This is a genomic window from Desulfopila sp. IMCC35006 (assembly GCF_005116645.1).
In the GTDB taxonomy this organism is placed as follows: Bacteria; Desulfobacterota; Desulfobulbia; order Desulfobulbales; family Desulfocapsaceae; genus Desulforhopalus_A.
Genome location: NZ_SWCM01000013.1, coordinates 16,745 through 43,427, shown reverse-complemented (window position 1 = coordinate 43,427; position 26,683 = coordinate 16,745). Strand labels below are relative to the sequence as shown.

At 50.4% G+C, this 26,683-nt stretch carries 28 protein-coding genes and 1 tRNA gene; 19 read left to right on the top strand and 10 right to left on the bottom strand.

Translation table 11 applies throughout. The features are described 5' to 3' along the window. Window positions 1-4: 4 nt before the first annotated feature. The 9 genes from FCL47_RS18880 to lptA all read right to left on the bottom strand — a co-directional run bounded on the left by FCL47_RS18880 (window position 5) and on the right by lptA (window position 8,532). Window positions 5-1,267 carry a TRAP transporter large permease gene (locus tag FCL47_RS18880; protein ID WP_136815202.1) on the bottom strand — a complete coding sequence of 421 codons (1,263 nt, stop codon included), beginning with the start codon at window positions 1,265-1,267 and terminating at the stop codon, window positions 5-7. Next, window positions 1,264-1,800, bottom strand: a complete 537-nt coding sequence (locus FCL47_RS18875) for a TRAP transporter small permease (RefSeq protein ID WP_136815200.1) — start codon at window positions 1,798-1,800, stop codon at window positions 1,264-1,266. The genes FCL47_RS18880 and FCL47_RS18875 overlap by 4 nt, the downstream gene beginning before the upstream one ends. Then, window positions 1,797-2,825: a TRAP transporter substrate-binding protein DctP gene (gene dctP, locus FCL47_RS18870; protein WP_136815198.1), complete on the bottom strand. Its 1,029-nt coding sequence runs from the start codon at window positions 2,823-2,825 to the stop codon at window positions 1,797-1,799. Before dctP ends, FCL47_RS18875 begins: the two co-directional genes overlap by 4 nt. 41 nt (window positions 2,826-2,866) lie before the next feature. After that, window positions 2,867-3,727, bottom strand: coding sequence for a TRAP transporter TatT component family protein (locus tag FCL47_RS18865; protein WP_167496563.1), 861 nt, complete (start codon window positions 3,725-3,727; stop codon window positions 2,867-2,869). Window positions 3,728-3,906: 179 nt separating this feature from the next. Beyond that, window positions 3,907-4,515 (bottom strand): hypothetical protein, encoded by a 609-nt coding sequence (locus FCL47_RS18860; RefSeq protein WP_136815195.1) that lies wholly within the window; start codon window positions 4,513-4,515, stop codon window positions 3,907-3,909. Window positions 4,516-4,677: 162 nt separating this feature from the next. Then, window positions 4,678-5,664 (bottom strand): YafY family protein, encoded by a 987-nt coding sequence (locus tag FCL47_RS18855; protein WP_136815193.1) that lies wholly within the window; start codon window positions 5,662-5,664, stop codon window positions 4,678-4,680. A gap of 7 nt (window positions 5,665-5,671) precedes the next feature. After that, a complete protein-coding gene (gene rpoN, locus FCL47_RS18850) occupies window positions 5,672-7,126 on the bottom strand; it encodes an RNA polymerase factor sigma-54 (RefSeq protein WP_136815192.1) in 1,455 nt (484 codons plus the stop codon). Between the two features lie 6 nt (window positions 7,127-7,132). Continuing rightward, a complete protein-coding gene (gene lptB / locus FCL47_RS18845) occupies window positions 7,133-7,855 on the bottom strand; it encodes an LPS export ABC transporter ATP-binding protein (protein WP_136815191.1) in 723 nt (240 codons plus the stop codon). Window positions 7,856-7,980: 125 nt separating this feature from the next. Continuing rightward, a complete protein-coding gene (gene lptA / locus FCL47_RS18840; protein WP_136815189.1) occupies window positions 7,981-8,532 on the bottom strand; it encodes a lipopolysaccharide transport periplasmic protein LptA in 552 nt (183 codons plus the stop codon). 238 nt (window positions 8,533-8,770) lie between these two features. On the opposite strand from lptA, the gene argB reads away from it, so the two are divergent. The 15 genes from argB (at window position 8,771) to FCL47_RS18765 (ending at window position 22,437) form a co-directional block, all read left to right on the top strand. After that, complete coding sequence (gene argB, locus FCL47_RS18835) at window positions 8,771-9,673, top strand: acetylglutamate kinase (RefSeq protein ID WP_136815188.1); 903 nt, start codon at window positions 8,771-8,773, stop codon at window positions 9,671-9,673. Between the two features lie 22 nt (window positions 9,674-9,695). Continuing rightward, window positions 9,696-10,892: an aspartate aminotransferase family protein gene (locus tag FCL47_RS18830; protein ID WP_136815187.1), complete on the top strand. Its 1,197-nt coding sequence runs from the start codon at window positions 9,696-9,698 to the stop codon at window positions 10,890-10,892. 237 nt (window positions 10,893-11,129) lie between these two features. Continuing rightward, window positions 11,130-11,819, top strand: coding sequence for a hypothetical protein (locus FCL47_RS18825; protein WP_240744302.1), 690 nt, complete (start codon window positions 11,130-11,132; stop codon window positions 11,817-11,819). Window positions 11,820-11,872: 53 nt separating this feature from the next. Then, window positions 11,873-13,078, top strand: coding sequence for an argininosuccinate synthase (locus FCL47_RS18820; RefSeq protein ID WP_136815185.1), 1,206 nt, complete (start codon window positions 11,873-11,875; stop codon window positions 13,076-13,078). 11 nt (window positions 13,079-13,089) lie between these two features. Continuing rightward, on the top strand, window positions 13,090-14,496 hold the full coding sequence (gene argH, locus FCL47_RS18815; protein ID WP_136815184.1) for an argininosuccinate lyase: 1,407 nt from the start codon (window positions 13,090-13,092) through the stop codon (window positions 14,494-14,496). After that, window positions 14,493-15,554 (top strand): fibronectin type III domain-containing protein, encoded by a 1,062-nt coding sequence (locus tag FCL47_RS18810; RefSeq protein WP_136815183.1) that lies wholly within the window; start codon window positions 14,493-14,495, stop codon window positions 15,552-15,554. The genes argH and FCL47_RS18810 overlap by 4 nt, the downstream gene beginning before the upstream one ends. A gap of 201 nt (window positions 15,555-15,755) precedes the next feature. Beyond that, window positions 15,756-16,595: a diaminopimelate epimerase gene (dapF, locus tag FCL47_RS18805; protein ID WP_136815182.1), complete on the top strand. Its 840-nt coding sequence runs from the start codon at window positions 15,756-15,758 to the stop codon at window positions 16,593-16,595. 45 nt (window positions 16,596-16,640) lie between these two features. After that, on the top strand, window positions 16,641-17,522 hold the full coding sequence (gene dapA, locus FCL47_RS18800) for a 4-hydroxy-tetrahydrodipicolinate synthase (RefSeq protein WP_136815181.1): 882 nt from the start codon (window positions 16,641-16,643) through the stop codon (window positions 17,520-17,522). Between the two features lie 28 nt (window positions 17,523-17,550). Then, complete coding sequence (gene dapB / locus FCL47_RS18795) at window positions 17,551-18,360, top strand: 4-hydroxy-tetrahydrodipicolinate reductase (protein WP_136815180.1); 810 nt, start codon at window positions 17,551-17,553, stop codon at window positions 18,358-18,360. A gap of 137 nt (window positions 18,361-18,497) precedes the next feature. Beyond that, the gene (gene folK, locus FCL47_RS18790; RefSeq protein ID WP_167496562.1) at window positions 18,498-19,040 is read left to right on the top strand and encodes a 2-amino-4-hydroxy-6-hydroxymethyldihydropteridine diphosphokinase; all 543 of its coding nucleotides are present in this window, start codon (window positions 18,498-18,500) and stop codon (window positions 19,038-19,040) included. Window positions 19,041-19,124: 84 nt separating this feature from the next. After that, a complete protein-coding gene (locus FCL47_RS18785) occupies window positions 19,125-19,397 on the top strand; it encodes a YHS domain-containing protein (protein WP_136815178.1) in 273 nt (90 codons plus the stop codon). After that, window positions 19,394-20,038: a fructose-6-phosphate aldolase gene (gene fsa / locus FCL47_RS18780; protein ID WP_136815177.1), complete on the top strand. Its 645-nt coding sequence runs from the start codon at window positions 19,394-19,396 to the stop codon at window positions 20,036-20,038. The genes FCL47_RS18785 and fsa overlap by 4 nt, the downstream gene beginning before the upstream one ends. Beyond that, window positions 20,039-20,779: a lytic transglycosylase domain-containing protein gene (locus FCL47_RS18775; RefSeq protein ID WP_240744301.1), complete on the top strand. Its 741-nt coding sequence runs from the start codon at window positions 20,039-20,041 to the stop codon at window positions 20,777-20,779. A gap of 101 nt (window positions 20,780-20,880) precedes the next feature. Next, window positions 20,881-20,967, top strand: a tRNA-Leu gene (locus tag FCL47_RS18770). Window positions 20,968-21,162: 195 nt separating this feature from the next. Further along, window positions 21,163-22,437 carry a tyrosine-type recombinase/integrase gene (locus FCL47_RS18765; RefSeq protein ID WP_136815176.1) on the top strand — a complete coding sequence of 425 codons (1,275 nt, stop codon included), beginning with the start codon at window positions 21,163-21,165 and terminating at the stop codon, window positions 22,435-22,437. Window positions 22,438-22,534: 97 nt separating this feature from the next. On the opposite strand, the gene FCL47_RS18760 is transcribed toward FCL47_RS18765, so the two are convergent. Next, on the bottom strand, window positions 22,535-23,926 hold the full coding sequence (locus FCL47_RS18760; RefSeq protein WP_136815175.1) for a hypothetical protein: 1,392 nt from the start codon (window positions 23,924-23,926) through the stop codon (window positions 22,535-22,537). Window positions 23,927-24,276: 350 nt separating this feature from the next. Between FCL47_RS18760 and FCL47_RS24610 the strand changes: the two genes are divergently transcribed. The 4 genes from FCL47_RS24610 (at window position 24,277) to FCL47_RS18740 (ending at window position 26,669) form a co-directional block, all read left to right on the top strand. Continuing rightward, window positions 24,277-24,567, top strand: a complete 291-nt coding sequence (locus tag FCL47_RS24610) for an AlpA family transcriptional regulator (protein WP_205747370.1) — start codon at window positions 24,277-24,279, stop codon at window positions 24,565-24,567. A gap of 57 nt (window positions 24,568-24,624) precedes the next feature. Continuing rightward, window positions 24,625-24,912, top strand: a complete 288-nt coding sequence (locus FCL47_RS18750) for a hypothetical protein (RefSeq protein ID WP_136815174.1) — start codon at window positions 24,625-24,627, stop codon at window positions 24,910-24,912. A 68-nt stretch (window positions 24,913-24,980) separates the two neighbouring features. Beyond that, entirely contained in the window at window positions 24,981-25,685 is a 705-nt protein-coding gene (locus FCL47_RS18745) for a hypothetical protein (protein ID WP_136815173.1), read from the top strand. Window positions 25,686-25,865: 180 nt separating this feature from the next. Continuing rightward, window positions 25,866-26,669, top strand: a complete 804-nt coding sequence (locus tag FCL47_RS18740) for a MobA/MobL family protein (protein WP_370459581.1) — start codon at window positions 25,866-25,868, stop codon at window positions 26,667-26,669. Window positions 26,670-26,683 lie beyond the last annotated feature (14 nt).

The following is a 26,683-nucleotide window of genomic DNA, read 5'->3' as shown; positions in this document are numbered from 1 at the left end:
GATTCTAGCCGACCAGTTGGATCAGGACCGTGCTCAGCCATGGAAAATAGGTAATGATCAGCAGGGTAATGAGCAGCAGGCCGAGAAACGGTATGGTGGCATGGTACAGTTCGGTTACCGGGCGCTCAAAACGATAGGAAGCGAGGAACAGGTTCAGGCCTACCGGCGGAGTACAGTAGCCTATCTGCAGATTGGTGAGAAAAATAATGCCCAGGTGGATCGGGTCGACGCCATAGCCCACGGCAATCGGCAGGATTATCGGTACAATCAGCACCAGGGCGGAGAAGATGTCCAGCATTGCGCCGACGATGAGCAGAAAGACGTTGAGCAGCAGTAAAAAAGTATATTTGCTGTCGATATAGCTCCGGATAAAATCAAACAGTCGGGACGGTACCTGCTGATCGATCAGGTAGTTGGTTGAGGCCATGGAGGCGGCGAGGATGACCAGTATCCCGCCAAACAGCACCATGGACTTACTCATGACCGCCGGCAGCTGCCGGAGCGGCACATCCCGGTGAATCCCCACCTCGACCACCAGCACATAGAGGGCAGTGACCGCCGCCGCTTCGCCGGGGACGAAAATCCCGCCATAGATGCCGCCGAGCAGAATAACCGGCAAGGGCAGTTCCCAGCCGATTTCCCGCAATCCCTGCCATCTTTGCTGGGCGCTGTAGGTTGGTCTTGCCTGTCGGGGCGGACTTTTCACCAGCGCGTAGCCGATCAGCAGCAGGAGCATGAGCATGCCCGGCAGGATGCCTGCCAGAAAGAGGTGGTCGATCCGCGATTCGGCGATAACCCCGTAGATGATGAGCGGCAGGCTGGGCGGAAAGAGCAGGCCCAGACTGCCGGACGAGGTGATAAGGCCCATGGAGAACTTGTCACCGTACCCGTCTTCCAGCAGGGCTGGCAAGAGCAGGCCGCCCAGGGCAAAAATGGTCACCCCGGAGGCACCGGTAAAAGCGGTGAAAATGGCGCAGACACAAAGAGTGATGACCGCCAGGCCGCCCGGCAGCCAGCCGAGAAAAATCTGGGAAAAACGCAGCATGCGGCTGGGGGCCTTGCTTTCCGAGAGCAGAATACCGGCAAAGATGAACAGCGGCAGGGAAACGAGCAGCGGGGTATCGGCCAGTCGGGCCATCTCGATGATAACCACCGAGACATCAATGTCGGCCGAGACAAAAGAGAGCAGGGCGAGAGCGCCGATGACCAGAAAAAGCGGGGATCTGAACAGGGCCAGAAAGAGTATCAGGGTTTTCAGGATGCTCATGGCTGTACGCTGTCCGCCGGTTGGTCTGGCGAGCAAAGAGTTCTCAGCTGGGCGAGCAGCAGCAGGAGATACTTCAGGGTAATAAGACCAAAGGCTACCGGAAAGATGCCGTTCCAGAACCAGAGGGGCAGGGACAGGGGACCGACTCCGCCGGTCTCTATTTCATCGCCGAGAAATCGCCATCCGGCCCAGGTCAATCCGGCGGCGGCAAGGGTACAGAACAGGTGGGTTACCAGGACAACCCACGGTTCAAGCTTTGCAGGGAGAGAGTCGCCGATAATGTCCAGGGCAATGTGTTTGCCCTGGCCGGTGGCGGCAATCGCCCCGATAAGGCCGCACCAGAGCACCAGATAGCGCACCAGCGGGTCTGCCCAGAGCAGGCCGGTTGCAAAAAAGGTGCGCAGCACAATCTGCACACAGGCGAGCAGGATCATCGCGGTGAGCAGCAGGCAGAGCCCCAGGCTTTCTCCTTTGTCGATCAGACGCAGAAGGGGGTGGGTCTGAAAGATTGTGCTTTTCTGCTTCTCGATCAATTCGCACCCGTTGCTGGTGTTGTCTTGCGGAATGTATCACGCAGGCCGATGGTCTGGTCATAGATATCTTTTGACAGCGAGTCCGGCACCAGCAGTTTTACGGTATCACCAGTTTTTTCGCGCAATATCTGGCTCGTTTCTTGGTCAACCTTCAGGAATTCGCAGCCGCGTTTTTCGAGGACCTGACGGGAATCGCTGTTGCTTTCCCTGGTCTTTTGCAACAGGACTGGAAAGTGATTCCGGGCGGCTGCCTCGATTGCTTTCCTGTGCGTTGCAGGAAGCCGGGCGAAGCTCTTGCCGTCCAGGGCAAAAACCCCGTAGGCGTATCCATAGGGGATGTCGGCTATATAGCGGGCCTTGGTGAACCACTGCAAAACGATTGAGCCGTAAAAGGAGTTGTAGACTGTCTCGACCAGGCCGCTCTGCAGCGACGTCAGGACATCCGGGATGGACAGCTGGACCGGTGAAATGCCGAGGGTGGAAAGGTACGCCTCGGATACAGGATCTCCTGCGGGGCTCCAGTTTTTTGAATTCTTGAGAATTGCAAAAGTGGCAATGGGTTGTGTCGACATGGCGTAGATAAAGCCTACCTCGGTCATGGCAATATATTCCAGGCCTTTTTCACGGAATCGCTCCTTAAAGGTGGGGGTCAATCCTTCTTTTACATAGTCGACCTCGGCATAGGAATCGAACAGAAAAGGGATCGAGAGGACCCGGAAATCGGGAACGAAGGCGGAAATTCCGGTCATGGTAAACCCGCCCCCGTGCAGCTGGCCGACCCGCATCTTGCGATACATGGACTGGTCGTCGCCCATAACGCCCCCGGGGTACATGCGAAAGCTCACCTCGCCGCCGGTTTTCTCGGCAACTTCTTTGGCAAAGTTGTCAAACTGTTCAATCCAGACCGAACCCGCCGGGGCGAGTGTCGCGATTTTAAACAGATATTTCGGTGCCGCCTGCAGTTGGTGACAACTGAAAAAAAGAAGGGATAACATGGCCAGAAGGGTGGTTGCAAAGCGTTGCATGGTTTCTCCGTGAACAGCAAATTGAAGAAGATACGTTTTTATTAATTGAAATAATTTTCTTTGAGCAGTCTTTTAGCCCGACTGACGGCGATCTGGTTGCTGAGCCCAAATTCCGGGGCACTGTCAAGCGGGAAGGCAAGCACCTCGTGCAGCAGGCGGTCGTGCAGTTTCTGATCGAGCGTTGTTCTGGCCAGCGTTTCGGCATAGGTGGTCTGGGTCAGGAGAAATCTGTGTCTGGCCAGGAGCAGGGCTTTCTCGAAATGGAGTTTGCTCAGATCCGGTCTACCGCCCAGCATGGCCGGCTTGGCGGCATAATAGCTGCCGAAAAACAGATGAATGGCACCAGCCTGGTACGATTCATCGAGTTCCAGAAGGCGGGCCATGATTTTTTCAATTTCTACCATGTCGGCAACAGCCTCCGGAGAACCCTGCTGTCCTTTAATCCAGGTCAGCCAGCCAAAAGTACCCCAGAAAACGTCAGGAACGTCACTCCGGTCAAGCTTTGCCAGCCGATGGTCCAGCAGTTCATAATTTTGTCCGGCGTCAAGAGGGAGATAGTGGCGGAGTAAGCGGAGTCCGTACAGTTTGGCCTTGTCGGCGACAGGGGCAATGCGCGGGTCATCGGCGTCGGCGCACTCCTCGAGAGCGGTCGCGTAGGCACTGAAGGATTGCACCCCGGTCAGCAGCAGGCCGCGATTTTCAGGAGAAGAGACGAGCATGCTGTCGATCATCAGCAGATAGGCAGGCGTTCCGGTACAGACCAGGTCTATATTGGTCTGCTGCTGCAGATTGCCAATTGCCGGCTGTATAGCCGCTGTTATGAGACTCGAACAGGAAGACAGGCAGAAACCAAAACAGATCAGGACAATAAAAGCTGGTCGTGAAATGCGTTCTATTAACATGATCACCACCAATCCGGTTAATGGCGTCGTAAAAAGTTTGATCTCCTTCGTTGCAGGTTTTTGGCTGACTTCCGACATACTACTTGTATAGTCGGAAACCAGCCAAAAACACTACGCCTTGTATATCAAAATTTTTATCTAGCCATTTCTAAGCTTCACTTTGAGTTGCTACGATGCCATCATTGTTGTGCAGGTGCAGCTTCCTTCCCTGCAGCTGATTGTTCAGCCTGCTGCTTCTCTTCCGCTTTTTTGCTGGCGTTCAGTATTTCCTGGGTGGCGATTACCAGTTGTCTGGTTGCAAGAACCATGTCATTGGTAGTCTTCACCATCTGCTGGAGAGCCGCAGCCAGTTCCTGTTCTGTACCTGCTGAAGCAGAAGCTGCTGTCTCCTGCATTTCAGGGCTTTGCATTTTAAGACAGGGGGGGCCATTTTCCTGGATATCTTCCTTGGCAACCACCCGGCCACAAGGCAGAACTACCTGTTGGGGCTCAGCTGCTTGCTCACTGGGGGCTTGTTCTACAACTTTAAAAGAGAGAATAGGATCTGTTTGATTTGCAGATTCAGCAGGTTGCTCAGTTGTTTTAACAACTTCGGTTTGTTCCTTTTGGGCAGGTACGGCTGGTTTCTGGTGTTCTACCGCAACAGCTGCTTTGTCGCTGTCATGAGATTGTTTGACGGTGGTCTCGACTGTTTCTTTGTGGTCCTTTTTAGCCTTCTCGGCGCTATCGGGGCTGCATCCATAAATGATCAGATATATTGCGATTAATGCGATAAAAGCGTATTTCATTGATGTGGTCTCCCATGTGAATGTTGATGTCGAAAAGGATTAATTTTTTCCTAAAATAACAGTAAGTAACCTCTGCTCCATACTCGCTGCACTGTAAAGTAAACAGAGTCGAATACTAACACAGTTTCGCGGTCGTTTTCACCCTTTTCCATGCGGGTACTGTCATTTTTCAAGAATAGCTGTTATTTCGCGATGATCAGGTGGGACTCTTGGCGGCTGCGGTCGATAATTCTCGGCCATGGCAGTAATTTCATCCTGCAGCCGTTGCATGAGCGCGGGAGGCGAGAGAACCCGGGCCATTGCCCCATACTGGAGGATTTTCATGACCAGTTCACGATCATCACTGACCGGGAGGCGCAGCAACACACCTTTTTTGACCGGTAGTATTTCCTGGTTTTTATGCCAGCGCTGGTTTTTGACCAGTTCGGCCGCCGTGGAGGTGAAAAGAATTTCCGCTGTGTAGCGGGGCTTGCCTTGAAAGATGCCAAAGGACTGGCCGAGTGTGCTCCGGTCCAGCGAGATATTGTCGGGTATGTCCTGCCCGGTAAGCTCGGCACGCAGGATCCGGCCGATATGAAAAAGGCGGTTTTCCTGGCGAAGGGAGCAAAAAGCGTAGCAATACCAGCGGCCCTGGTAATTGATGATCTGCAGAGGGGCGACAGTTCGGGCGGTTGTTTCTTCGCCAATCGACCGGTATTGCAGGGCCAGGAGCTGCTTTTTGACAACGGCCTCGATGACGATCTCGAAAATCTGGTGATCAATGGACTCGATCTCAATCCACAGACATTGGAGCGACTCGTTAATGGTGCCGTACGCGGGTGAAATCATGGTTGACAGCCGTTGTTCCAGCTGCCTGACCTCCTGCAGTTCACCAAGGCCCGCTTCATCGGCGAGTTTACTGAGCATGGCCAGCAGAAAAATGATCCTGGGGCTTTCCTCGAAAGGCAGATGAAACCCCTCTGCATAATAGAAGCCGTTTTTCTGTGCATCGAAGCGGAGGGGGGCCAGCAATCGATCGCGAAGATAGCTGATGTCGCGTCGCGATGTTGCAAGCGAAATCTCGAAATGCTCGGTGAGGGTTCTTGAATTCGGATACTTTCCGCCGAGAATTTCTCGATGGAAATAGAACACTCTTTCCAGGACGCTCATGGCAGGATTATTGGGCGTGGCGGCGGTGTTTGACGGGGAGAATCTTCAGTTGCTCCCGATATTTAGCTACCGTTCGTCGGGCGATCTTGATATTTCGTTCAGCGAGTTTTTCCGAGATGGTGTTGTCGCTGAGCGGGGCATCTTTAGATTCGTTCTGAATCATTTTCCTGATAATGGTCTTGATCGATTCAGATGCCATGGCATCCTGGCCTTCTCGCGGGATAGCCGTTGAAAAGAAGTATTTCAGTTCGTAGATCCCGAGCGGCGTATGGACATACTTATTGGACGTGACACGACTGACCGTCGATTCATGCATCTCGATATCATCGGCGACGTCTTTTAAGATAAGCGGCTTCAGGTACTGCGCTCCCTTTTCGAAAAAATCATACTGGAAACGGAGGATGGACTCCATCACCTTAATAATGGTTCGCTGCCGCTGATAGAGGGATTTTATAAACCAGTCGGCATTCTTCAGCTTTTCGTTAATATACTGGCGCGATTCTTTTTCCAGGGTCTTGTCGTTCTTCAGCAGATCCTGATACAGAGACGACAGCTTGAGCTGCGGCAGATCATCATCGTTGAGCCGAATAACATACTCGCCGTCGAATTTGCGGACATAGACATCGGGGACGATATAATTCGTCTCCTCTTTTGCATAAGACAGGCCCGGATAGGGGGTCAGTTCGGCGACAATGTAGTTGATGGCCCTTTCCAGTTCCGGCTTTTTCCGGCCGGTGGCCCGGGAAAGTGCTTTGTAGTTGCGGGTCTCGAGCAGTGGGAGGTGGTCGCGGACAATTTCGGCGGCAAGAGAATCCGCCTTGCCTAATCTTTCCAGCTGAAGATACAGAGATTCACTGACATTTCTTGCCGCAATCCCCGGTGGGTCGAGGTCCTGGATCACCTCCAGGATATACTCTGCATCGTCCTGCTCGCAGCCGGTTTCCTTTATAACCATGGCCAGGTCCACCTCGAGAAAACCGTATCTGTTCAGGTTGCCAATGATGAATCGGGCAATCTCCCATTCTTTTTCGTCGAGTTCACTGTGGGCCAGCTGCCATTGCAGGTAGGCCATCAAACCCGGTTTTTCCGAGATGAATTCAAACTGGGACGGGGCGTCGGCGGCAGGTGTTTCGTGGGAAAAGGAAAAATTAGAGTCGAAATTATTGGCGTAGTCTTCCCAGTTGGTTTCGGCCAGGGTGTCGCCAACTTTGATGTTTTCAGTTATATCCGACTCCGTCTGGGGGCCGGATGTTTCCTGGGTCGAAGAGAGCGACATGGGATTGTCGACACTCTCCGGCGCTGAAAAATCTTCCTCGAGCGCCGGATTCTGCTCGATTTCCGCCTGCAGGGCATCAGAGAGTTCAAGCCTGTTCAATTGCAGGAGTTTTATGGCCTGGCGCAGTTGCTGCGTCATGACCAGTTTTTGACTAAGCTTGAGTTGTTGTCTGAGTTCTAGGGCCATAGAGAGTTACATGTGAAAGTTTTCACCGAGATACATTTTTCTTGCGACTTCGCTCTTGATAATATCGTCTGCGACTCCGCTTGTGAGTACTTGTCCCGCATTCATTATATAGGCAAAATCACAAACCTGTAAAGTTTCTCTTACATTATGGTCGGAAATGAGAATGCCCATGCCCCTCTCTTTCAGGTTGAAAATTATCTCCTGAAGATCATGGACCGCCAGCGGGTCGATGCCGGCGAAAGGTTCATCGAGTAAAATGACCTGAGGCCGGGTGGACAGCGCACGCATGATTTCCACTCGTCTCTGTTCGCCTCCGGACAGGGCGTAGCCCTTGTTGTGCCTGAGATATTCAATGTTCAGGTCGGCCATCAATTCATCGATACGGTGGTTGATTTCGTTTTTCGACAGTCCCAGAGGTTCAAGAATGATCCGCACGTTTTCTTCAACCGTGAGTTTTTTAAAAACCGACGGTTCCTGAGCCAGGTAGGAAATCCCCTTTCTGGCCCGTTTATGAATGGGCAGACCGGTGATCACCTCGCCATTAAAGATAATATCACCTTTATCCGGCCGGATGAAGCCGGCTATCGAATAAAATGTGGTGGTCTTTCCGGCGCCGTTTGGTCCGAGTAAGCCAACCACGGCACCGCTTTGCACCTGCAGGCTGACACCATCAACTACCGTCCGGGAGCCGTAACGTTTAACAATATTTTGTATTTCAAGTATCGACATCTGTTGTGTTATCGTTTCGCTCCTGCGGGGCTTATCTTCTGCGTCTTGTTGGGGATAGTCGTGATGGCGTCGTAAAAATCCCTAAGAGGAAGAACCATTGATGAATTGGATTTTTTGCGAGTGTATCATTTTTGCCGGATGGTCATGTTGACCCGTGAAGGTTTCTTCTCGCCCGGTTTTTTCCCTTTGCCCGTTGTTGCCGAGGTGTCGCCGATAACTTCCGACCGGCCTTCATCCAGGTAGTAGATGATCTTGTCGCCGCTCACCATATTCTGATTTTGCCATGCTTTTGCATTATCTGTAAGTATAACCTGTCTCTCCCTGGAGAGATAGGTCATTTTTTTTGCCGTCCCCAGCCATTCTCCCCTGGTAATTTCCACGTTGCCGGTGCAGACGAGTTTCTCCACCTGTTGGGACGCCGACTTTTCAGCCTTTTTAGTCTGCTCGCTCTGGGTGTAATAAACCGTCATTTCATCGGAACGAATTCTTACGTCCGCCTGCCGGGCATCGACGTTTCCGGTAAATACCACCGAGCTGGTCCGCTCGGTCGAAGACATGCGATTTGCTTCAATATGGATGGGAGCATCGCTCGCCCAAACGGATATCGGGCCGAGGAAGAAAAGGCACAATATGAGACAACTGTTGAAAATAAGAACAAAACAATTGATGAATTTCATCGGGAATTACCAGAGTTATGGTGATGAGCCGGGACCCGCAAACTATACCGAGCCCATCGTAGCGTAAAGGTCTTTAAATGTAAAGCACATGGTGCGCGGGCGCGACAACAAAGAGTGCTTTACTTACATAATATGAGCAATTACAATAGCACCTTGTCGCCGTGCCCTCGTTGTGCACTTTAGCTCACTGATTTCATACAATAATATAAGGATCGATTGAAGGATCGAAAATGGCGCTATGGTAAAAACCGTTGAAGAGAGTATTGCCAAGGCGAAAGTGCTTCTGGAAGCCCTTCCCTATATGCAGGAATTCAGGCACAAAACCATTGTGATCAAATATGGCGGTCATGCGATGGTTGACGAACACCTGAAAAAACAGTTCGCCCTGAATGTAATTTTGCTCAAACAGATCGGTATTAACCCGGTCATTGTGCACGGCGGGGGCCCCCAGATCAACAGGCTGCTTGACCGTCTGGGCATCAAGCCCAGTTATATCCAGGGGATGCGGGTGACCGACGGCGAAACCATGGATGTGGTGGAGATGGTCCTGGTGGGTAAGGTGAATAAAGAGATTGTCGGCCTGATTAATCATTGCGGCGGCAAGGCCGTTGGGCTTTCAGGCCGGGACGGGGATCTGGTCTGTGCCGAAAAACTCAAGGTGAGCAGCACCAGGGGCGACGAAACGATGCAGGAAGCTCCGCCGGAACTCATCGATCTGGGGCGCGTCGGCCAGGTTACCAGAATAAATACCGGCGTCCTGGAAAGCCTGTACCTGAAGGATTTTATTCCGGTCATTGCCCCCGTTGGCGTGGGAGATGACGGGCAGGCCTTTAACATCAATGCGGATCTGGTTGCCGGAGCCATTGCCGGGGCGCTCTCTGCGGAAAAACTGATGCTGCTGACCGATGTTGCCGGGGTAAAAGACAAAAAGGGTGAGTTAATCACTACGCTGCCGCACCAGCAGCTGGAAGGGTTGATCAGCGATGGCACCATTGCCGGCGGAATGATCCCGAAAGTGCGCTGCTGTGAAGATGCCCTGCGACGCGGGGTTGGGAAAACGTATATCATTGACGGGCGGGTAGAGCATGCGATCCTGTTGGAGATGTTTACCAATGAGGGCGTGGGTACGGAAATTTACTAGAGACTGTGAGAATACATACGCTATGAACAGCAATAAAGAGCTCAAAGAACGGGGCGATAAAGTATTTGTCGGTACCTACTCCAGGTACCCCGCCGCGATGGTGAAGGGGTCCGGGTGTCGGCTGACTGATGCCGACGGCAGGCAATACCTGGATTTTATGGCCGGAATTGCCGTTTGCGCGCTAGGTCATGCCCATCCGAAAATAACCGAGGCCATCTGTCGCCAGGCAGGCGAGCTGGTGCATGTCTCCAATCTCTACTATACGCTGCCGCAGATCGAGCTGGCCGAGACGATCATCGCCCATTCCTTCGGGGAAAAGCTCTTTTTGTGCAACAGTGGTGCCGAAGCCAATGAGGCGGCGATAAAGCTGGCCCGTATCTACTCTGCTGCGGAGCGCTATAAAATCATCAGTCTTTCCGGATCGTTTCATGGCCGGACCCTTGCCACCGTGGCGGCAACCGGGCAGCCCAAATTCCATAAAGGATTTCAGCCGCTGCCCGAGGGGTTTCTCCATGCCCCGTTCGGTGACCTGCTGGCTCTGGAGGAGATGATCGACAGCTCTACCTGTGCTATTCTCTGTGAACCTCTCCAGGGTGAGGGCGGCGTGCGGCCGCTGGCGAAAGAGTATCTGCAGGGAATTCAAGCCCTCTGCAAAAAACACGGCCTGCTGCTAATTTTCGATGAAGTGCAGACCGGTATGGGCCGGACGGGAAGCCTCTTTGCTTATGAGCAGCTGGGCATTCAACCGGATATCCTGACCATGGCCAAGGCGCTGGCCAACGGACTGCCCATCGGCGGGATGCTCACCAGTGAAAAGATTGCCGCCGCCTTTGTGCCCGGTACCCATGCGTCCACTTTCGGCGGCAATCCGGTGGCCTGTGCTGCTGCTGTGGCGACCTTGAAGATCATCCTTGCCGACGGTTTTCTGGCAGATGTCATGCAGAAGGGTGCCTATTTCCAGGCAGAGCTGAGGAAGCTGGCCCAGCGGTTCCCGGCCCTGCTCAGCTCGGCGCGGGGGATGGGGCTGCTCGTTGGCGCCGTCCTCACGGAGCAGGGAGTTGCCCACGGTACCGCAATCGTCAATAAGATGTTCGATCGTGGTTTTCTGATGAACTTTGCCGGCAATGTGGCGCTGCGGTTTGTTCCGCCGCTGATTGTGACGAAGGAAGAAATCGACCTGCTGGTGGCGGCGCTTGCCGAGGTTCTCGCTGAGTTTTGATTTTCCTCGTTGAAGCTGAAAAAACAGGGAGGCTTCTCTTTTGGGGGAAATGTTTTGCAAATCACCCCCCTTTTATGTAATGATACCACCTCTCTCCCCTTTGGATTACCCCGGTAAACGGGTAAAACGGGTGCTCATTTCAGTACTCGCGAGGGGGTAAGGTATCAACAGGAAAGCGCAGGCATTGCGGGTAAATCAACCGGAGAATATTCTTCTTTTTGTTTTGAGGTGAACAGGGTGTCGAAGGATTTACGATCGTTACAGGAATTTACTAAAACAGAGCTGATCCATATCATTGATCGGGCGATTGAACTCAAACAAGAGCAGCAGACTGCTCAGGGGCAAGAGGTGGTCGATGGACCCGTCGATAATGCGACGGTTCCGGTACACGATGCCCTGACGGACGTCCAGCATACCTTCCAGGTGCTGTGTGACCTGATGACAATTTTAGAAAAGAAAGGAGTGCTGGAAGATCTGCATATAGCCTGGATCGGCAATGGCAATAGCATGGCGAACTCCTGGATTCAGGCGGCGGCAGTCATCGGCTTTGAGCTGACCCTGGCTTGTCCCAGGGGGTATGAACCGGCCAGTGAAATTTTTGCCGCAGGCCGGAAAAAAGCAAAAAAACCCATTACCCTTGTCCGCAGTCCCGAAGAGGCGGTACGGCTGGCCGATGTCATAAATGTCGGAGCATGGGCGGAGGGTGCGCAGCAGGAAAGGCTGCGCGTCTTCGCCAAATACCAGTTGAACAGTGAACTTCTGGCTGAAGCACCGCCTGACTGTATTGTTCTGCACTCTCTTCCCGCTCACCGGGAGGAGGAAATAACCGAGGAGGTACTGGAGTCGGTACAGTGCGTGGCGTTTGACCAGGCGGAAAATACAATGCATGTGCATAAGGCAATCCTGGAAAGCCTGACAGGAAAGTGAGCAGGTGTTTCAGTGGAAATATTTTCGTAAAATTATAAAAACTAGGATGTGATATGAGTGTCAACAAGATAGTTCTCGCCTATTCCGGCGGTCTCGATACATCGGTTATTCTCAAGTGGCTGGCCGAGGAATATAAATGCTCGGTGATCGCTTATTCGGCGGATATCGGCCAGGAAGAAAACTGGGAAGCAGTGAAGAAAAAGGGCCTTGCCACCGGCGCGGAGAAGGTGATCGTCTCCGATCTGAAAAAAGAATTCGTCGAAGAGTACATTTTTCCGGCTTTTCGGGCAAATGCCATTTACGAGGGCTCCTATCTGCTCGGCACTTCCCTGGCCAGACCTCTGATTGCCAAGGAACAGGTCCGGATCGCCCAGGCAGAAGGCGCGGACGCGGTAAGCCATGGTGCGACCGGTAAAGGCAATGATCAGGTCCGCTTTGAACTGGGCTATATAGGTCTGGCGCCGAACCTGCAGATCATTGCCCCCTGGAGAACCTGGAACCTCAACTCCCGGCAGAAGCTGGTGGAGTTCGCCCAGGAACACAATATTCCGGTCCCGGTAACCAAGAAGAACCCCTACAGCTGTGACGAAAATCTTCTCCATATCAGCTATGAAGGCGGTATCCTGGAAGATCCGTGGAACGAGCCGGATGAGGATATGTTCAAATTCACTGTCTCGCCGGAAAAAGCGCCTGATGTCGCCACCTACCTGGAGATCGAATTTGCCGGTGGCGATCCGGTGGCCCTGGACGGCGTAAAAATGAGCCCGCTGGCTCTTTTCACCCGGCTCAATCAACTGGGTGGCGCCAATGGCATTGGTCGACTCAACCTGGTGGAGAATCGGTTTGTCGGCATGAAGTCCCACGGGGTGTACGAGACCCCCGGCGGCACCGTGCTGCGTACGGCCCATCGTGATCTGGAAACCATCTGCCTTGACCGGGAGGTCATGCGTATTCGTGATTCCCTGATACCGCAGTACGCCGAGCTGATCTATAACGGTTTCTGGTTTTCCCCGGAACGCGAATTGCTGCAGGGGACCATGGATGCATGCCAGAAAACGGTCAACGGCACGGTCCGGTTGAAGCTCTACAAAGGAAACTGCATCCCGGTCGGGCGTAAATCGGATCAGTCGCTGTATCAGGAATCCTTTGCTACCTTTGAGGAAGACCATGTCTACGATCAGGGCGATGCGACCGGATTTATCCGGCTCAATGGGCTCAGGTTGAAAATAAATGCGCTGCAAAATCGATTCAAAAAATAGGTAATTGAGTTATGACTGAGCCGAAAAAAAGCGGATCGGGAAAAATGTGGGGAGGGCGTTTCAGTGAAGGGACTGCCGCCTCGGTGGAGGCTTTTTCCGCCTCCATTCAGTATGATTCCCGGCTCTATAAGTATGACATCGCCGGCAGCAAGGCCCATGCCGATATGCTGGCCGACCATGGAATCCTGACCAGAGACGAGCTGACGGCAATAAAAGATGGTCTGACGGCAATCGAGCAGGAAATTGATCAGGGAACATTTGTATTCCGGCGCGAGCTGGAAGATATTCATATGAATATCGAAAAATCCCTGGTCGAACGGATTGGCCCGGCGGGCGCGAAGCTGCACAGCGGCAGGTCGCGCAACGATCAGGTCGCCCTTGATTTCAAAATGTATCTGCGTGACCAGTGCGATATTCTCATGGCGCTGCTCCACGACATCCGGAAGGCCTTTGTTGTCCTGGCCCGAAAATATCTCGGCCACATCATGCCCGGTTACACCCATATGCAAAGGGCGCAGCCGGTGCAGATAGCCCACCACATGCTGGCCTACTACGAGATGTTCGGCCGGGACCTTGGCCGGATGGCCGATTGCCGCAAGCGGCTCAACCTGTCACCGCTCGGCTGCGCGGCCATGGCCGGCACCGGGCTGCCGATCGATCGGGAACAGGTTGCCAAAGCCCTCGGTTTTGACGGGGTTACCGCCAACTCCATGGATACCTCCGGGGACCGGGATTACGCGATTGAGTTCACCAGCACCTGCACCATGATCCAGCTCCATCTCTCGAGGCTTTCCGAAGAGCTGGTGCTCTGGTCGGGCCAGGAGTTTCACTTTGTCGATATTTCCGATAAATTCTGCACCGGCTCGTCGATCATGCCGCAGAAGAAAAATCCGGATATTCCCGAGCTGATCAGGGGCAAGAGCGGTCGTGTCGTCGGTAGTCTGATGACCCTGATCACCCTGATGAAGGGCTTGCCGCTTACCTACAACCGAGATCTGCAGGAAGACAAAGAGCCGGTTTTCGATGCGGTGGACACCGTTTCGGCGTCTCTGGCGATTATGGCGGAACTCCTCGAGAACCTCACCTTTAATACCGAGCGGATGGCCGAGGCGACCCGGACCGGGTGTATGACGGCCACCGATCTCGCCGATTACCTGGTGCTGAAAAACGTCCCGTTCAGGGAGGCCCACGCGATTGTCGGCGGGGCTGTCGCCTATTGTCTGAAAAAAGGCTGTGAACTGCCGGATCTGACGCTGGCCGAGCTGGCCGGATTTTCACCGGTAATCGGCAAGGATGTCTATGAAGTGCTCAGCGTCGAAGGTTCTGTCAACAGCAGGATATCAACCGGCGGAACCGGCGGGGTAAGGGTTGCGGAAGCGGTTGTCGCGGCTGAGAAAAACCTGGGGCTCAGCCAATGAAAAAAAGCTTCGCGGGACAGGCGGCAGGATTTGCAGTGCTGGGGATTTTCCTCCTCCTGCTGAGCGGCTGTGGGTATAAGAATTCACCGATACCGCCGCAGAGCGTCGTCCCGACGCCAATTAACGACCTGCTCTATCAGACGAACGAAAAGGGAGTGCAGCTCAGCTGGTCATACCCGGTGAAGAATATTAGCGGTACAGCGCTGGAAGACATCACGTCGTTTGAACTGTATCAGGCGGAAGTGCCGCTGGAAGAGTATTGCGGTTCCTGTCCGATTCCGTTCGGTGAGCCGATTATAATCGATGGCGGCTCTCCGATTGACGGTAAAATCAGGAAAAAGGCCGGTTTCGAATTATCGCTTCTGCGACCCGGTTATAAATATTTTGTCATGGTCCGTTCCCGCACCAGCTGGTGGGCTGCCAGTGGTGACTCGAATATTCTTTCCTTCGTCTGGTATCAGCCGGCAGCAGCGCCAGAGGGGTTGACGGCGGCACCGGGAGATGGACAGATCACCCTGGCCTGGCAGCCGGTCACTCAGCTCACCGACGGCAGCCCGGTGACAATGCCCATGAAATACCAGGTGTTGCGCAGCGCCGATGGACAAAGTTTCCAGCCGCTGAGGGAACCGGTGGCAGAAACCGGATTTGTCGACCGTCAGGTACGCAATGGCTTGCAGTATTTTTATGCCATCCAGAGTAAGATGGTCTACCAGGATGAATTGATCAACGGCGGAACCAGTGCGGCTGTATCGACAACTCCAGTCGACCTGGTTGCCCCGGGGACGCCGGTTGAAGTAACGGTGATACGGACTGACGTCGGCATTAAGGTTTTCTGGGATCGAAGTGAAGCAGGGGACATTGGCGGATATCGCATCTACCGTCGCACCGCCGACAAGGGTGCATACCAGCTGGTTGGTCAGGTAGGTGCGGATTATACCCTCTTTGTCGATACCAACGCCCAGGAAAATATACGTTACTACTATGCAATCACTGCCATTGATACGGCCACACCGCCAAACGAGAGCAGGAAATCGACAGAAGCCACACTGAGGCACTGACCGAAAACGCATGATCCCCGTGGCGTTCCAAGATGCCCTCTGGCCGCAGTGCAAGCGGTTGGAGGGTTCTTCCGTCTTTGGGTATACGATAGCGAAAAAACGACCCACAGGGCATCATAATCCTGGTCAGTGTCATTGTTGCAATGTTTTATCATGGATAAAGGGGATGTACTTATTCAAAACATTTAAGGAGGTCCAGGGATGACAGTCACTTTGCCAATCGCCTTTGAAAAGATGAGTGGTGCGGGCAATGATTTCGTGATCATCGACAACCGGACCCTGAAAATCCCTCCTGCCGATCAGCCGGGTCTCGCCCGGAAGATATGCCGGCGGATGTTTTCGGTCGGGGCGGATGGTCTTATTTTTATAGAAGAGTCAACAACGGCCGATTTCAGCTGGAATTTTTATAATGCCGACGGATCGGTGGCCGAGATGTGCGGCAATGGTTCCAGGTGCGCCGCGCGTTTTGCCTATCGCCATAAAATCGCCGGCAAAAAAATGAAGCTGGAGACCCTGGCCGGTATAGTCGAAGCGGAGATCTGCGACGAGGAATCAGTAGTCCGGGTGAAAATGATCCAGCCCTTTGATTTCCGCCTCGATATTTCCCTGGAACTCGATGGGGAAGAGCATGCGGCAGCATATGTCAATACCGGCGTACCGCAGGTGGTAATTTTTGTGAAGGAAGACGATATCCCGGTTAAAGTATGGGGACGACGGGTGCGGTTCCATGAATTGTTCCAGCCAAAGGGAACAAACGTCAACTTCGTTAAGGTGTTGCCCGACGGCAGGCTCAAGGTACGCACCTACGAACGCGGGGTGGAAAACGAAACCATGGCCTGCGGCACCGGAGCCGTGGCCTCTGCTCTTTTTGCCTCCATGCAGAAAGGCATGGAGGCACCCGTCGAGGTTATCACTTCCGGGGGAGAAATGTTGACGATACTGTTTGATTTACATGATGGGCCCGTGGCGGAAAATGTTTTTCTGCAGGGGCCCACCAGGTTGATCTGCACTGGCAACCTGACCGCTGAAGCGCTGCTCTGATGTATGGACAGACACTGACTAAGCAAGGTATTACAAGGAGGAGTCATGGAAAAATATAACGGAGCGATTGTTGCGTTGGTAACCCCGTTTATCGACGGGGAGCTTGATGAACAGGGACTGGTCGATCTTATCGAGTTTCAGATTGACAACGGCACGCATGGAATCGTGCCGTGCGGCACCACCGGAGAATCGGCGACGATCAGTTTTGCCGAACACAAAAGAGTTATTGATCTCACCGTCAAAACGGTGAACGGCCGGGTGCCCGTCATCGCCGGGACCGGCGGCAATAACACCCTCGAGGCGATCGAACTGACGGAAAGTGCCAAAGACAGCGGGGCTGATGCGGTCCTGTCGGTGGTACCCTATTACAACAAGCCGAACCAGGAAGGCATGTATCTGCATTTCCGGAAGATTGCGGAAGAAGTGGATATTCCGATGTTTCTGTACAACGTGCCGGGCCGAACGGTCGTCAACATGCTGCCGGAAACCGTCGCCAGGCTGGCGGAAATAGACAACATTATCGGCATAAAAGAGGCTTGCGGCAGTCTTGAGCAGGCAACCGATGTTATCCGCCGTTGTCCGGATGATTTTATCGTTTTGTCCGGGGATGATTTTACCGCCATGCCGACGGCGCTTATTGGCGCACGTGGTGTTATCTCGGTAATTTCCAATGTGTATCCCAAAGGAATGGCCGAGATGATGGAGGCTGCCCTGACCGGCGATCTGCAGAAGGCCAACGAACTGCATTATCAAATGTTCGGGCTGATGAAGCTGATGTTCTGCAACCCCAATCCGGTCCCGGCCAAGAAAGGACTGGAGCTGATGGGCCGGATCCAAAGTGGCTTGCCTCGTCTGCCACTGGCTCCGATAGATGCACCAAGTCTTGAAAAATTGAAAGCGGGTATGGCTGAACTCGGTCTTCTCTAGGCCGAACTCTGCAACAAAGGATCCTGATATGATAAAAGTAATAATCGCCGGTGCGGCCGGCAGGATGGGGCAGCGGGTTGCCTGTATGGTCAACGCCCACCCCGGGCTGGAATGTACCGCGGCATTTGAGGCGCCCGGCAGTCCTGCCATCGGCAAAGACGCCGGAGTCGTAGCGCTTGGTTCGGAGAACGGGGTGATCATCAGCGAGGGGCTGGAGTCGGTCATTGACCAGGGCGATGTGATTATCGACTTCACCTTTCATAAGGCGACTATGGAGTTTGCCCGACTGGCGGCGAGACATAACAGGGCGATGGTTATCGGCACCACCGGTCTTTCTGCCGAGAATCTGGCGGAACTGCAGGAGCTGGCAAAAAACTTTCCCTGTGTCCAGGCACCCAATATGTCGATCTGCGTCAACGTCCTGTTCAAGCTGGTCAAGAAGACGGCGGCAATTCTGGGCGATGATTACGATATTGAAATTATCGAGGCCCATCACAATAAAAAGAAGGACGCCCCGAGCGGTACGGCACTCAAACTGGGTGAGATGGCCGCCGAAGGTGTCAATCGCAACCTTAAAGACGTGGTGGTGCTGGAACGCAGCGGCATAATCGGCGAACGAAAGCCGAAGGAAATCGGCATTCAGACCATCCGGGCCGCCGATATCGTCGGGGAGCATACCGTCTACTTTGCCGGACCGGGAGAACGAATCGAGCTGGTGCATCGGGCCCACAGCCGTGATCATTTCGCTAAAGGCGCCGCCACTGCGGCAGCCTGGATTGTGGGTAAAGAGTGCGGGGTGTATTCCATGTTTGATGTGCTTGGCCTGCACGATCTTTGATGGCGTCGTAAAAAGCCCGATCTCTTTCGTTGCCCCCCGAGGGCACTTCTTTTGGGGGTATATCAAGCTTTTCATATAGCCATCTCCGGTGATTGTTTTGGCTTTTTACGAGTACACTCATATTTAGGATTTCGTCTTTGTTACACACTAAAGCAGTCAAAGCATATATTGGCCTGGGTTCCAACCTTGGCGACAGCAAAACCCTGCTTCAGGAGGCCTGGCAGGCTCTCGGAAATGTCGACGGCATTGTTTTAGACGGCTTGTCGAGCCCCTATATGACCGCACCGGTTGATATGACCAGTCAGCACTGGTTTACCAATGCTGTCGGTCGATTGCAGGTGACACTGTCCCCTCTTGAGCTCCTGCACGTCCTGCTTGCGGTAGAGGCCTCGTTTGGCCGCAAGCGGAGCGAAAAAAAATTTGGCTACCAGGATCGAAGTCTCGATCTTGACCTGCTCTACTACGGCGATATCGTTATGGACAGCCCTGAGCTGACCCTGCCGCACCCGCGCATCGGCGATCGCCTGTTTGTCCTCGTCCCTCTGGCCGAGCTGGAACCGGATTTCAGGGATACCCTCAGTAAAAAAACCGTCAATGAGATGGAAGCTCGTCTCCGCGAGAGAATCGATTCGACCACCAACAAAAAGCAGGAAATCATTCATGGCCAATGGAATGAATAACCGACCTTGCAAAGTGGTAAAAAAGATGAGATGCTTATTAAAGCGAGTGGTCCTGAACTGGAATTATAGACCCCAGAGAGAACATTGAGCCCTCTACGCCTCATAATCATAGCCATCCTGATTTATATTGCCTACCGGCTCATAACAGGCGGCAGAACGTCATCGGTACCGCGTGGTCAAAAGAAACCATCAGACGGGGAGATGCCGGTGAGCGATACCCTGGAAGAGGACCCCGTCTGCAAGAAACTCGTGCCCCGGCAGCAGGCCGTGCACTACGAACACCAGGGTAAAAAGCATTATTTTTGCAGCAAGGAGTGCTGCAATACATTCAGATCCAGACAAGGAGAACATAAATGAAGTTTTTTATTGATACGGCCAATCTTGATGAAATAAAAAAAGGCCTTGAAATGGGCATGGTCGACGGGGTTACCACCAATCCGTCGCTGATTGCCAGAGAAAGCATGCCTTTTAAAGATATTATTACTGAAATCTGCCGGTTGGTCGATGGTCCGGTCAGCGCCGAAGTCGTCAGCCTCGACGCGGAAGGGATGTTGACCGAGGCAAAAGAACTGGCCAAGATCGCCGACAATATCGTCATCAAGATCCCGATGATTATTGAAGGACTGAAAGCAGTCAAGAAACTCTCCGCCGAAGGTATCAAGACCAATGTAACCTTGGTCTTTTCTTCTGCCCAGGCGCTTCTGGCCGCCAAGGCGGGTGCCTCCTTTGTCAGCCCCTTTGTCGGGCGCCTCGATGATATCGGCACCCCCAGTATGGACTTGATCAGCGATATCGCCACAGTCTATGACAACTACGGGTACGAAAGCGAGATTATTGTCGCCAGCGTCAGGAATCCGCAGCACGTCATGGATGCCGCGCTTATCGGTGCGGATATCGCCACCATTCCTCTAAAGGTCATCACGCAGTTGGCCAAGCATCCCTTGACTGACATCGGTATGGAGCAGTTTCTGGCGGATTGGGAAAAACGAACCAAGTAAATGGCCGGGGCATTGAATACCTTCATCTCAGGCAGGGAATCTGCTCCCGATCAAGCGCATGCATCCGGGCACGGAATCGGTTTCCCTTTTTTTCGTGCCAGACTGTATTCGACCTGTCTGAGATTTGGTGTGTATGCAATGCTGCTGCTGGTGTTGCTTGTCTTTGACAGCAACACCGTGCAGGCAGAGATGTATCTCTGTACTGATGCATCCGGGACCACCAACTTTACCAATGTCCCGAACAGCCCCGACTGTAAAGCAGTTGAGTTAAAAAAAGATGTCAACTGGGCCAATCTGCCCTCCCGCAGCACCCGCAGTTACCCCAGCTACAGTTCCGGTGGTTCGGACTCGGCCAGATATGACCGGGAAATAATCCGCATCGGCAGACTCTATAATGTCGATCCGCCGCTGATAAAGGCGATCATCCATACCGAATCCGCTTTTGATAGTGAAGCCGTCTCGCACTGCGGTGCCCAGGGGCTGATGCAGCTCATGCCCGGTACGGCGAGTGATTTACAAGTCGACAATCCCTTTAATGCGCTGGAAAACATCGAAGGCGGCACCCGCTATTTCCGCAGCCTCCTCGATAGTTTCAATGAAGACCTTATCCTCTCCCTTGCCGCCTATAATGCCGGTCCCGGACTGGTAAGCCGTACGGGTGGGGTGCCTCTCATCCCTGAAACAGTGCAGTATATAAACAGGGTTCTCAAGCGATACAAAGTCTATAAAGCGAACTGGTGAGTCTCTGTGATTCCTGATTCGGAAAAATGCCAGATACTGGAAGGCATCGCACCTTTTACCCTTGACGATAAACGGGAAAGTGGGGTATATACGAGACCTACGCCGGAGTGGTGAAACTGGTAGACGCACGGGACTCAAAATCCCGCGAGGGCAACTTCGTGTCGGTTCGATTCCGACCTCCGGCACCAATGCCAAGTACACAGTAATCCATAGAAGTCCATTAAAGCCCCAGCCTTAAAAGGTTTGGGGCTTTTTTGTTGCTTTTTCAGTCCTATGTTGTCCATAAGTGTTCAGATAAATCCTTTGCAAGAAGGGTACATTGAGGGGTATATTTAAAAATAAAGACGAACTCGCTTTTTAAAATATACCCTTTGGAGTCTGCTTTGCCCAAACTTACAGCTATGCAGGTTAGAAACCTTAAAGAACCGGGTCGCTTTTCCGATGGTAATGGATTGTTTTATGAGATTATTAAGACCGGGATTAAGCGCTGGATGTATCGATATAAAATCGTTGGAAAAAGTGGGATTTATATTATCGGTCGATATCCAGAATTGTCACTTGAGCAGGCACGAAAAAAACACAGAGAGGCACGAGATCTGGTAAAAGAAGGTTTGAGCCCAGCAAGAGCCAGAAGAGCTAAAAAGCAAGAAAACGTTGCCAAGGAAGAGCAAGAGAAGGAACGAAGGAATAATTCATTTAAGTTTGTAGCGGTTGAATGGATTGATACTCAAAAAGATAGGTGGAGTAATGACCACGCAAATGCCGTGCTTACGACACTTAGAAGAGATGCATTTCCAGTTATAGGTGATGTAGCAATTGATATAATTACCCCCCCAGATGTTTTGAAAATTCTTAGAAGTATAGAAAAACGAGGTGCTCTGGAAATTGCTAGAAAGGTGCTACAGAGAATGAATGCCGTTTTCCGCTATGCAGTTCAGACAGGCAAAGCTACCTATAACCCTGCAGCTGATATGCAGGGTGTTTTAAAATCAAAACTTGTCGAGCATATGCCTGCAGTTTTTGATAAAGACCTTGCTAAGCTTCTTAGAGATATCACTGCCAATAATAAAATGCTTACCATTACAAAGCTAGCTCTGCAGTTTACGGCATTAACAGCTTGCCGCTCTGGTGAGGTTCGTAATGCAAGGTGGTCTGAAATGGATATGCAAACTAAAGAATGGCATATACCAGCTGAACGTATGAAGATGAGACGTCCACATATTGTGCCACTCTCTCATCAGGCTGTAGCAATATTAGAGCGATCGGGAAACCTATTTGGTACCGATGGCCTAGTTTTTCCGTCAGCCAGAGATTTTGATAAGCCAATGTCTGATAATGCAATGAGTAAGGCTCTCCGTGATATGGGCTACAAAGGTAAAGCAACACCACATGGTTTCAGGTCTTCCTTTTCTTCTATGGCGCACGAGTCAAACAAGTTTCCCTCAGAGGTGATTGAAAAAGCTCTTGCGCATGAGGAAAAAAATAAGATAAAAGGAGCCTATAATCGCGCTGAGTATCTCGAACAGCGTCGAGATTTACTTCAATGGTGGGGTGATATGTTGCAAAGGATTGAATATGAAACCAAAGAAACCGGTAGTGGTGTTGTCAAAGAGAATGAAAATGCCGCTAACTGCCTAAGCAACTTGCCTAGTTACTAGGAGAAATCGGTTATCCGGTGGGAAACGTCTGAACACTCCCTGCTGTACTTCAGATGGTAGCTGATGATGAGCTGAAAGAATCTTTGATGTCTTCCCTTTATTTGAAAAATAAAGGGAAGGGAAAATACTCACCAGTTAGCCTTGACTCAACAATTGAATAAGTTTGATACAATTCCTTTTGCAACTGGGAGTAGTCTTTATTCTTAATTTTAGCGAGAATCTTCTCGTTATAAATCCTTTTAACGCCTGGATACTTAAGTTTTTCTTTAATATTAAGCGCTGTTGCTGACAGTTTCATAGCATCCATTACAGAAAGCTTGGTGGCATCTTTTCTGGGACCATGAAGATAATCCCAGGTAAGGATTGCTTGAAATACTGTGCTTACAGTTTTAGCATAATGCACTATTTTTTCTTCACTTTTACGACGAGGGTTGTTTTTATATGATTGATAATCATCAGCCAGCAACTTTTCTTCGGATGGAGGTAGCTCTCTTTGCATTTTATATTCTCCCATAAGCTTCTCTTGAAAAAGAGCAATTGTATATTCTAAAAAACTGTACAGTTCTGGGTTCTTACCATTCTTTTTTGACAGTTTCATAGCTCTAATATAACGATTGCATGAAAGGTCTACCTCAAATTTAACGCTAGGACTGTATTCATCATCATGTGTAATTGTAGGCTTATCAACAGATCTGCTTCTCAAAGAAGAAAGTGGTAAACTCTCTACTGTCTTCCAAAGCAGTTTGGCCTGCTCCTTTAGCTCCAAAGGTTGTAGTTCATCAAGCTGCCCCCCCCTATCTTTAACCAAATTAGCCTCTGAAATTAATTTGGAGAACAAAATATCTGGATAGTACAGGCAGATAAACAGGTTTAAGTGGCTGTAGCCCCGCAATTGGCCTGCAGGCACGATATTACCAGTCAAAGTTCTTAAAAAATCTTGATATTGACTTGTTATTTTACCGCGGTCATTACTGATTCCAATTTCACGATCAAAATACAGCAGAATATCTATCAGAATTAAAAATGGGGTTTCATTAAAAGGTTTCTCGTTGAGTAGTTCGTACCGAGCACGTTGAGGATGCTGGTTCAGTCGATATATATCTTCAAGCGTGTTACCAAATGTTTCCTCGTCCTCTTTAGTGAACTCCATAAACAGATCTGATTGCTCGTCGGTTAAATATCGCCTCAGCCAACTGGAAGCACCATCCTCTGGAAGGTTAAACATCTCTTTAAGCTTCGTCCTATCTGATAAGACCTCGTGGGCTTTATGAATCTTCTCAAATACCTTCCTTACTTTTTTATCACTGAAATATAATTCTCGCGCAAATAGGCTCATCAAAAGCACTTGGTTCACCAAGTCAAGATATAGTTCCCTGTTTAATTTCTTCGCGCTGCCGAGGGCAAGTGCTTTGTCTTGCTCGTTAGAATCATGACTCTGGTCAGATGCGATCTGGTCGCAATTTTCTGCATGAAATTTTTTTTTTACCATCCCACCCTCTCTTTTTTTCTGAAAAATATTTAAGAATATCACCAAGAAAACATGTGTCAATTTACATACATCAATATACTATTTCGTTTTATAAAGCAAATATAAGAACCATTAATCTAGATATAGATAAATTTAATCAAATAAATTCAGTATTAAGTACTAAATTATCATTATAGGGTATATTTGTGTACATACAGTATGTATTTAAGTATCACATGAAACTTATAAGTACTTGTTATTGCAGCATTTAATGTTGTTTAAATTGTTGACATTGGCCAAAGAAGGTTTTAAAAGTATTCGCAACATGATGCCGAATAAACAGCATCAAAAACTTAAATTGGAGTTTGATTATGAAAAAACCGTCATGGGAAAATCGAGCAAGAGATGAAATGAAGAGGGTGGACGCCCGAAGTGAACAAAGTGTGAGTAAGGGCTTTTATCGTCTCCCGCAGATTATTGGGGATCGAAAGGCTAATCCACCAATTGAGCCACTTTTACCGATATCACGGTCCGCATTTTATGCCGGTATCAAAAAACACATTTATCCAGCGCCAATAAGGCTTTCAGCGAGAGTTAGCTTGTGGAGAGTTGAGGATATCACGAGGTTACTTGAAGATCTCGGGAACAATAAAAGCAATTGATAGCCTTCGCAAGGCTTTTACTGCTTTAGAGAAAAACCTAAATGGAGTGAACAAAAAATGGACAAACCAAAAAAAGAAATAAGGAAAATGGAAAAGGAGCTTCAGTCAGAACTCGTGAGAACAAACGAAGAAGTTATTATGCCGATTAATGTCGGTAATGTAGTTGATCGTTTGTTTGACAGATTCGAGAGTATGTCGCCAGAGGTTAGGGATCCACTTCGAATTAGCATCGCTGGTCAAGATAGATCGTTCAAAATATTTCCTGATGGCGTTGTCGAAATTACTTCACCAAAGTTTCAGGTAGTTGTCGAAAAGAGAGATGGCAATTTCAAAGACCTCAAGTAGGTAGAGGCATCCGAACTTTTGTTCTACGTTCAAGCAGAACAAAAGTTCGGATGATTAAGGAGGTTGTGATGAATGATGACATCGAAATTGAGATGGACATTGAGCTTGAGCAATTTGATATTTATTTACCTACTTATTGGGCAGAGGGTACCCGTGAAGGCGTGCAACGTGCCAAGTATGATCCTGGCAAGTTTCCTTGTCTTTCGGAGCGACGTGCTAAGTATGATCCTGGTAAATTTGCTAATTGTTCGGATCGTCGTTCAGACATGCATTTGCCTGTCAATTTGTTTTCACAAAGACGTTCTATGATATTACCTGAGAACTCGCCGGTAGAGCAAGTTCTCAAGAGTAATATAAGGCTTATGCTGGGGAAGTTGTCCTTCTACATTCCACCCGGCTTTAAACCAGGGTCAGTCAAGACTGTAAGCCATGATAAAGCCAAAGACATGAAGTTGGTGAAGTGGCGTGGTGTACATCCAGATCCAAAGCAGGTAGAAATTGTTGTTAAAGGTATTCTGGATCTTGGTGTTGACGAAATTCGACCAGGTGAGTTGACCTATCCTTTACGTAATCATTTAAAAGCCGCACAAATAAAACGCGTTTTTCTGTTTCTTGTTATCCACCATGGTGCATTGGAGAAGGTTGACAGTGCACATGCATCAAACCCAACTGGTGGTAGACCACCTGGTGAGAGTTATCGAATTTTGTGGGGGGAGTCGGAGTTCTTTCCGCAACGGCCAGTAATTGCTAGTAAAAGAATAAACCCAGAATAACCTCAGATAAAAAGAAGAAAAAACCGATGTATCTGTGAACATGTAAATGTGAATCCTTATACGGTGGTGTCTTCTATTCTGAAAGGAGGATTTGTTCATACTTGCTAGTAGTGGGGGCGCTGTTGCTGTACTTGGTTTTATTGCAAATTGAGTGCAGGCAAACCTTGTACCGCAATAGCAGTGTTTATCCTGATATACTTAAAGGAGGTGATATACATACATTCACGAATTCAGATAATAGGAAGAAGTGCTGATCGTGATGTCGTTTGCAAGTCTGCGTATAACAGCAGGTCCAATGAAAAGAATCACAATACTGGTATAACTCATTACCATCGAAGCAAAGGCAGGCTTATTTATGAGGAAATCCTTATCCCACCAGATTCGCCAGACTGGTTAAAGGAACTGGCAAAGGATAGAGGGTATTTTTGGTCTGCTGTGGATAAACGTGAGGGTCGGTGTGATAGTCAACTCGCTCGTGAGATTAATATACCTCTGCTGCATGAATTGAGTGACCAGCAAAACATTGAATTGTTTAAAACCTTTGTACAACAAAACTTTGTGGAAAAAGGAATGGTTGCAGATATTGCAATACATAGAGCGCCGAAAGATGGTGACCCTAGAAACGTCCACGGTCATGCTACATTATCGATGAGAGAAATAACACCCGATGGTTTCGGCAACAAGGATCGTAGCTGGAACGACCAAAAGTTGGCTAGGCAATGGAGGAAATCCTATTGCAATTTAGGTAACCTATATTTGGTGCGGAACGGTTTTGAACCTAGACTTGACCACAGAAGTTTTGCTGAACGCAATATCGATAAAGAACCAACACGCTATCAGGGGCGTTCGTACAGAAAATCTAAGCAGAAGGGTAAAGAGCGAAATGTTCAAAAAGGCCCAATAAATGTGATGGAAACCTTGCGTGAGATATTGCAGGAAAACGATCAGGATCGTGAAAACGATAACTTTGAAAATGAAAGATGAAGGCTTATATACCT

Excerpts from the sequence above, each read along its gene's own strand:
- FCL47_RS18880 (WP_136815202.1), bottom strand. The coding sequence starts at position 1,267 with ATGAGCATCCTGAAAACCCTGATACTCTTTCTGGCCCTGTTCAGATCC.
- dctP (WP_136815198.1), bottom strand. The coding sequence starts at position 2,825 with ATGCAACGCTTTGCAACCACCCTTCTGGCCATGTTATCCCTTCTTTTT.
- FCL47_RS18865 (WP_167496563.1), bottom strand. The coding sequence starts at position 3,727 with ATGTTAATAGAACGCATTTCACGACCAGCTTTTATTGTCCTGATCTGT.
- FCL47_RS18860 (WP_136815195.1), bottom strand. The coding sequence starts at position 4,515 with ATGAAATACGCTTTTATCGCATTAATCGCAATATATCTGATCATTTAT.
- FCL47_RS18855 (WP_136815193.1), bottom strand. The coding sequence starts at position 5,664 with ATGAGCGTCCTGGAAAGAGTGTTCTATTTCCATCGAGAAATTCTCGGC.
- rpoN (WP_136815192.1), bottom strand. The coding sequence starts at position 7,126 with ATGGCCCTAGAACTCAGACAACAACTCAAGCTTAGTCAAAAACTGGTC.
- lptB (WP_136815191.1), bottom strand. The coding sequence starts at position 7,855 with ATGTCGATACTTGAAATACAAAATATTGTTAAACGTTACGGCTCCCGG.
- lptA (WP_136815189.1), bottom strand. The coding sequence starts at position 8,532 with ATGAAATTCATCAATTGTTTTGTTCTTATTTTCAACAGTTGTCTCATA.
- argB (WP_136815188.1), top strand. The coding sequence starts at position 8,771 with ATGGTAAAAACCGTTGAAGAGAGTATTGCCAAGGCGAAAGTGCTTCTG.
- FCL47_RS18830 (WP_136815187.1), top strand. The coding sequence starts at position 9,696 with ATGAACAGCAATAAAGAGCTCAAAGAACGGGGCGATAAAGTATTTGTC.
- FCL47_RS18820 (WP_136815185.1), top strand. The coding sequence starts at position 11,873 with ATGAGTGTCAACAAGATAGTTCTCGCCTATTCCGGCGGTCTCGATACA.
- argH (WP_136815184.1), top strand. The coding sequence starts at position 13,090 with ATGACTGAGCCGAAAAAAAGCGGATCGGGAAAAATGTGGGGAGGGCGT.
- FCL47_RS18810 (WP_136815183.1), top strand. The coding sequence starts at position 14,493 with ATGAAAAAAAGCTTCGCGGGACAGGCGGCAGGATTTGCAGTGCTGGGG.
- dapF (WP_136815182.1), top strand. The coding sequence starts at position 15,756 with ATGACAGTCACTTTGCCAATCGCCTTTGAAAAGATGAGTGGTGCGGGC.
- dapA (WP_136815181.1), top strand. The coding sequence starts at position 16,641 with ATGGAAAAATATAACGGAGCGATTGTTGCGTTGGTAACCCCGTTTATC.
- dapB (WP_136815180.1), top strand. The coding sequence starts at position 17,551 with ATGATAAAAGTAATAATCGCCGGTGCGGCCGGCAGGATGGGGCAGCGG.
- fsa (WP_136815177.1), top strand. The coding sequence starts at position 19,394 with ATGAAGTTTTTTATTGATACGGCCAATCTTGATGAAATAAAAAAAGGC.
- FCL47_RS18775 (WP_240744301.1), top strand. The coding sequence starts at position 20,039 with ATGGCCGGGGCATTGAATACCTTCATCTCAGGCAGGGAATCTGCTCCC.
- FCL47_RS18760 (WP_136815175.1), bottom strand. The coding sequence starts at position 23,926 with ATGGTAAAAAAAAAATTTCATGCAGAAAATTGCGACCAGATCGCATCT.
- FCL47_RS24610 (WP_205747370.1), top strand. The coding sequence starts at position 24,277 with ATGAAAAAACCGTCATGGGAAAATCGAGCAAGAGATGAAATGAAGAGG.
- FCL47_RS18750 (WP_136815174.1), top strand. The coding sequence starts at position 24,625 with ATGGACAAACCAAAAAAAGAAATAAGGAAAATGGAAAAGGAGCTTCAG.
- FCL47_RS18745 (WP_136815173.1), top strand. The coding sequence starts at position 24,981 with ATGAATGATGACATCGAAATTGAGATGGACATTGAGCTTGAGCAATTT.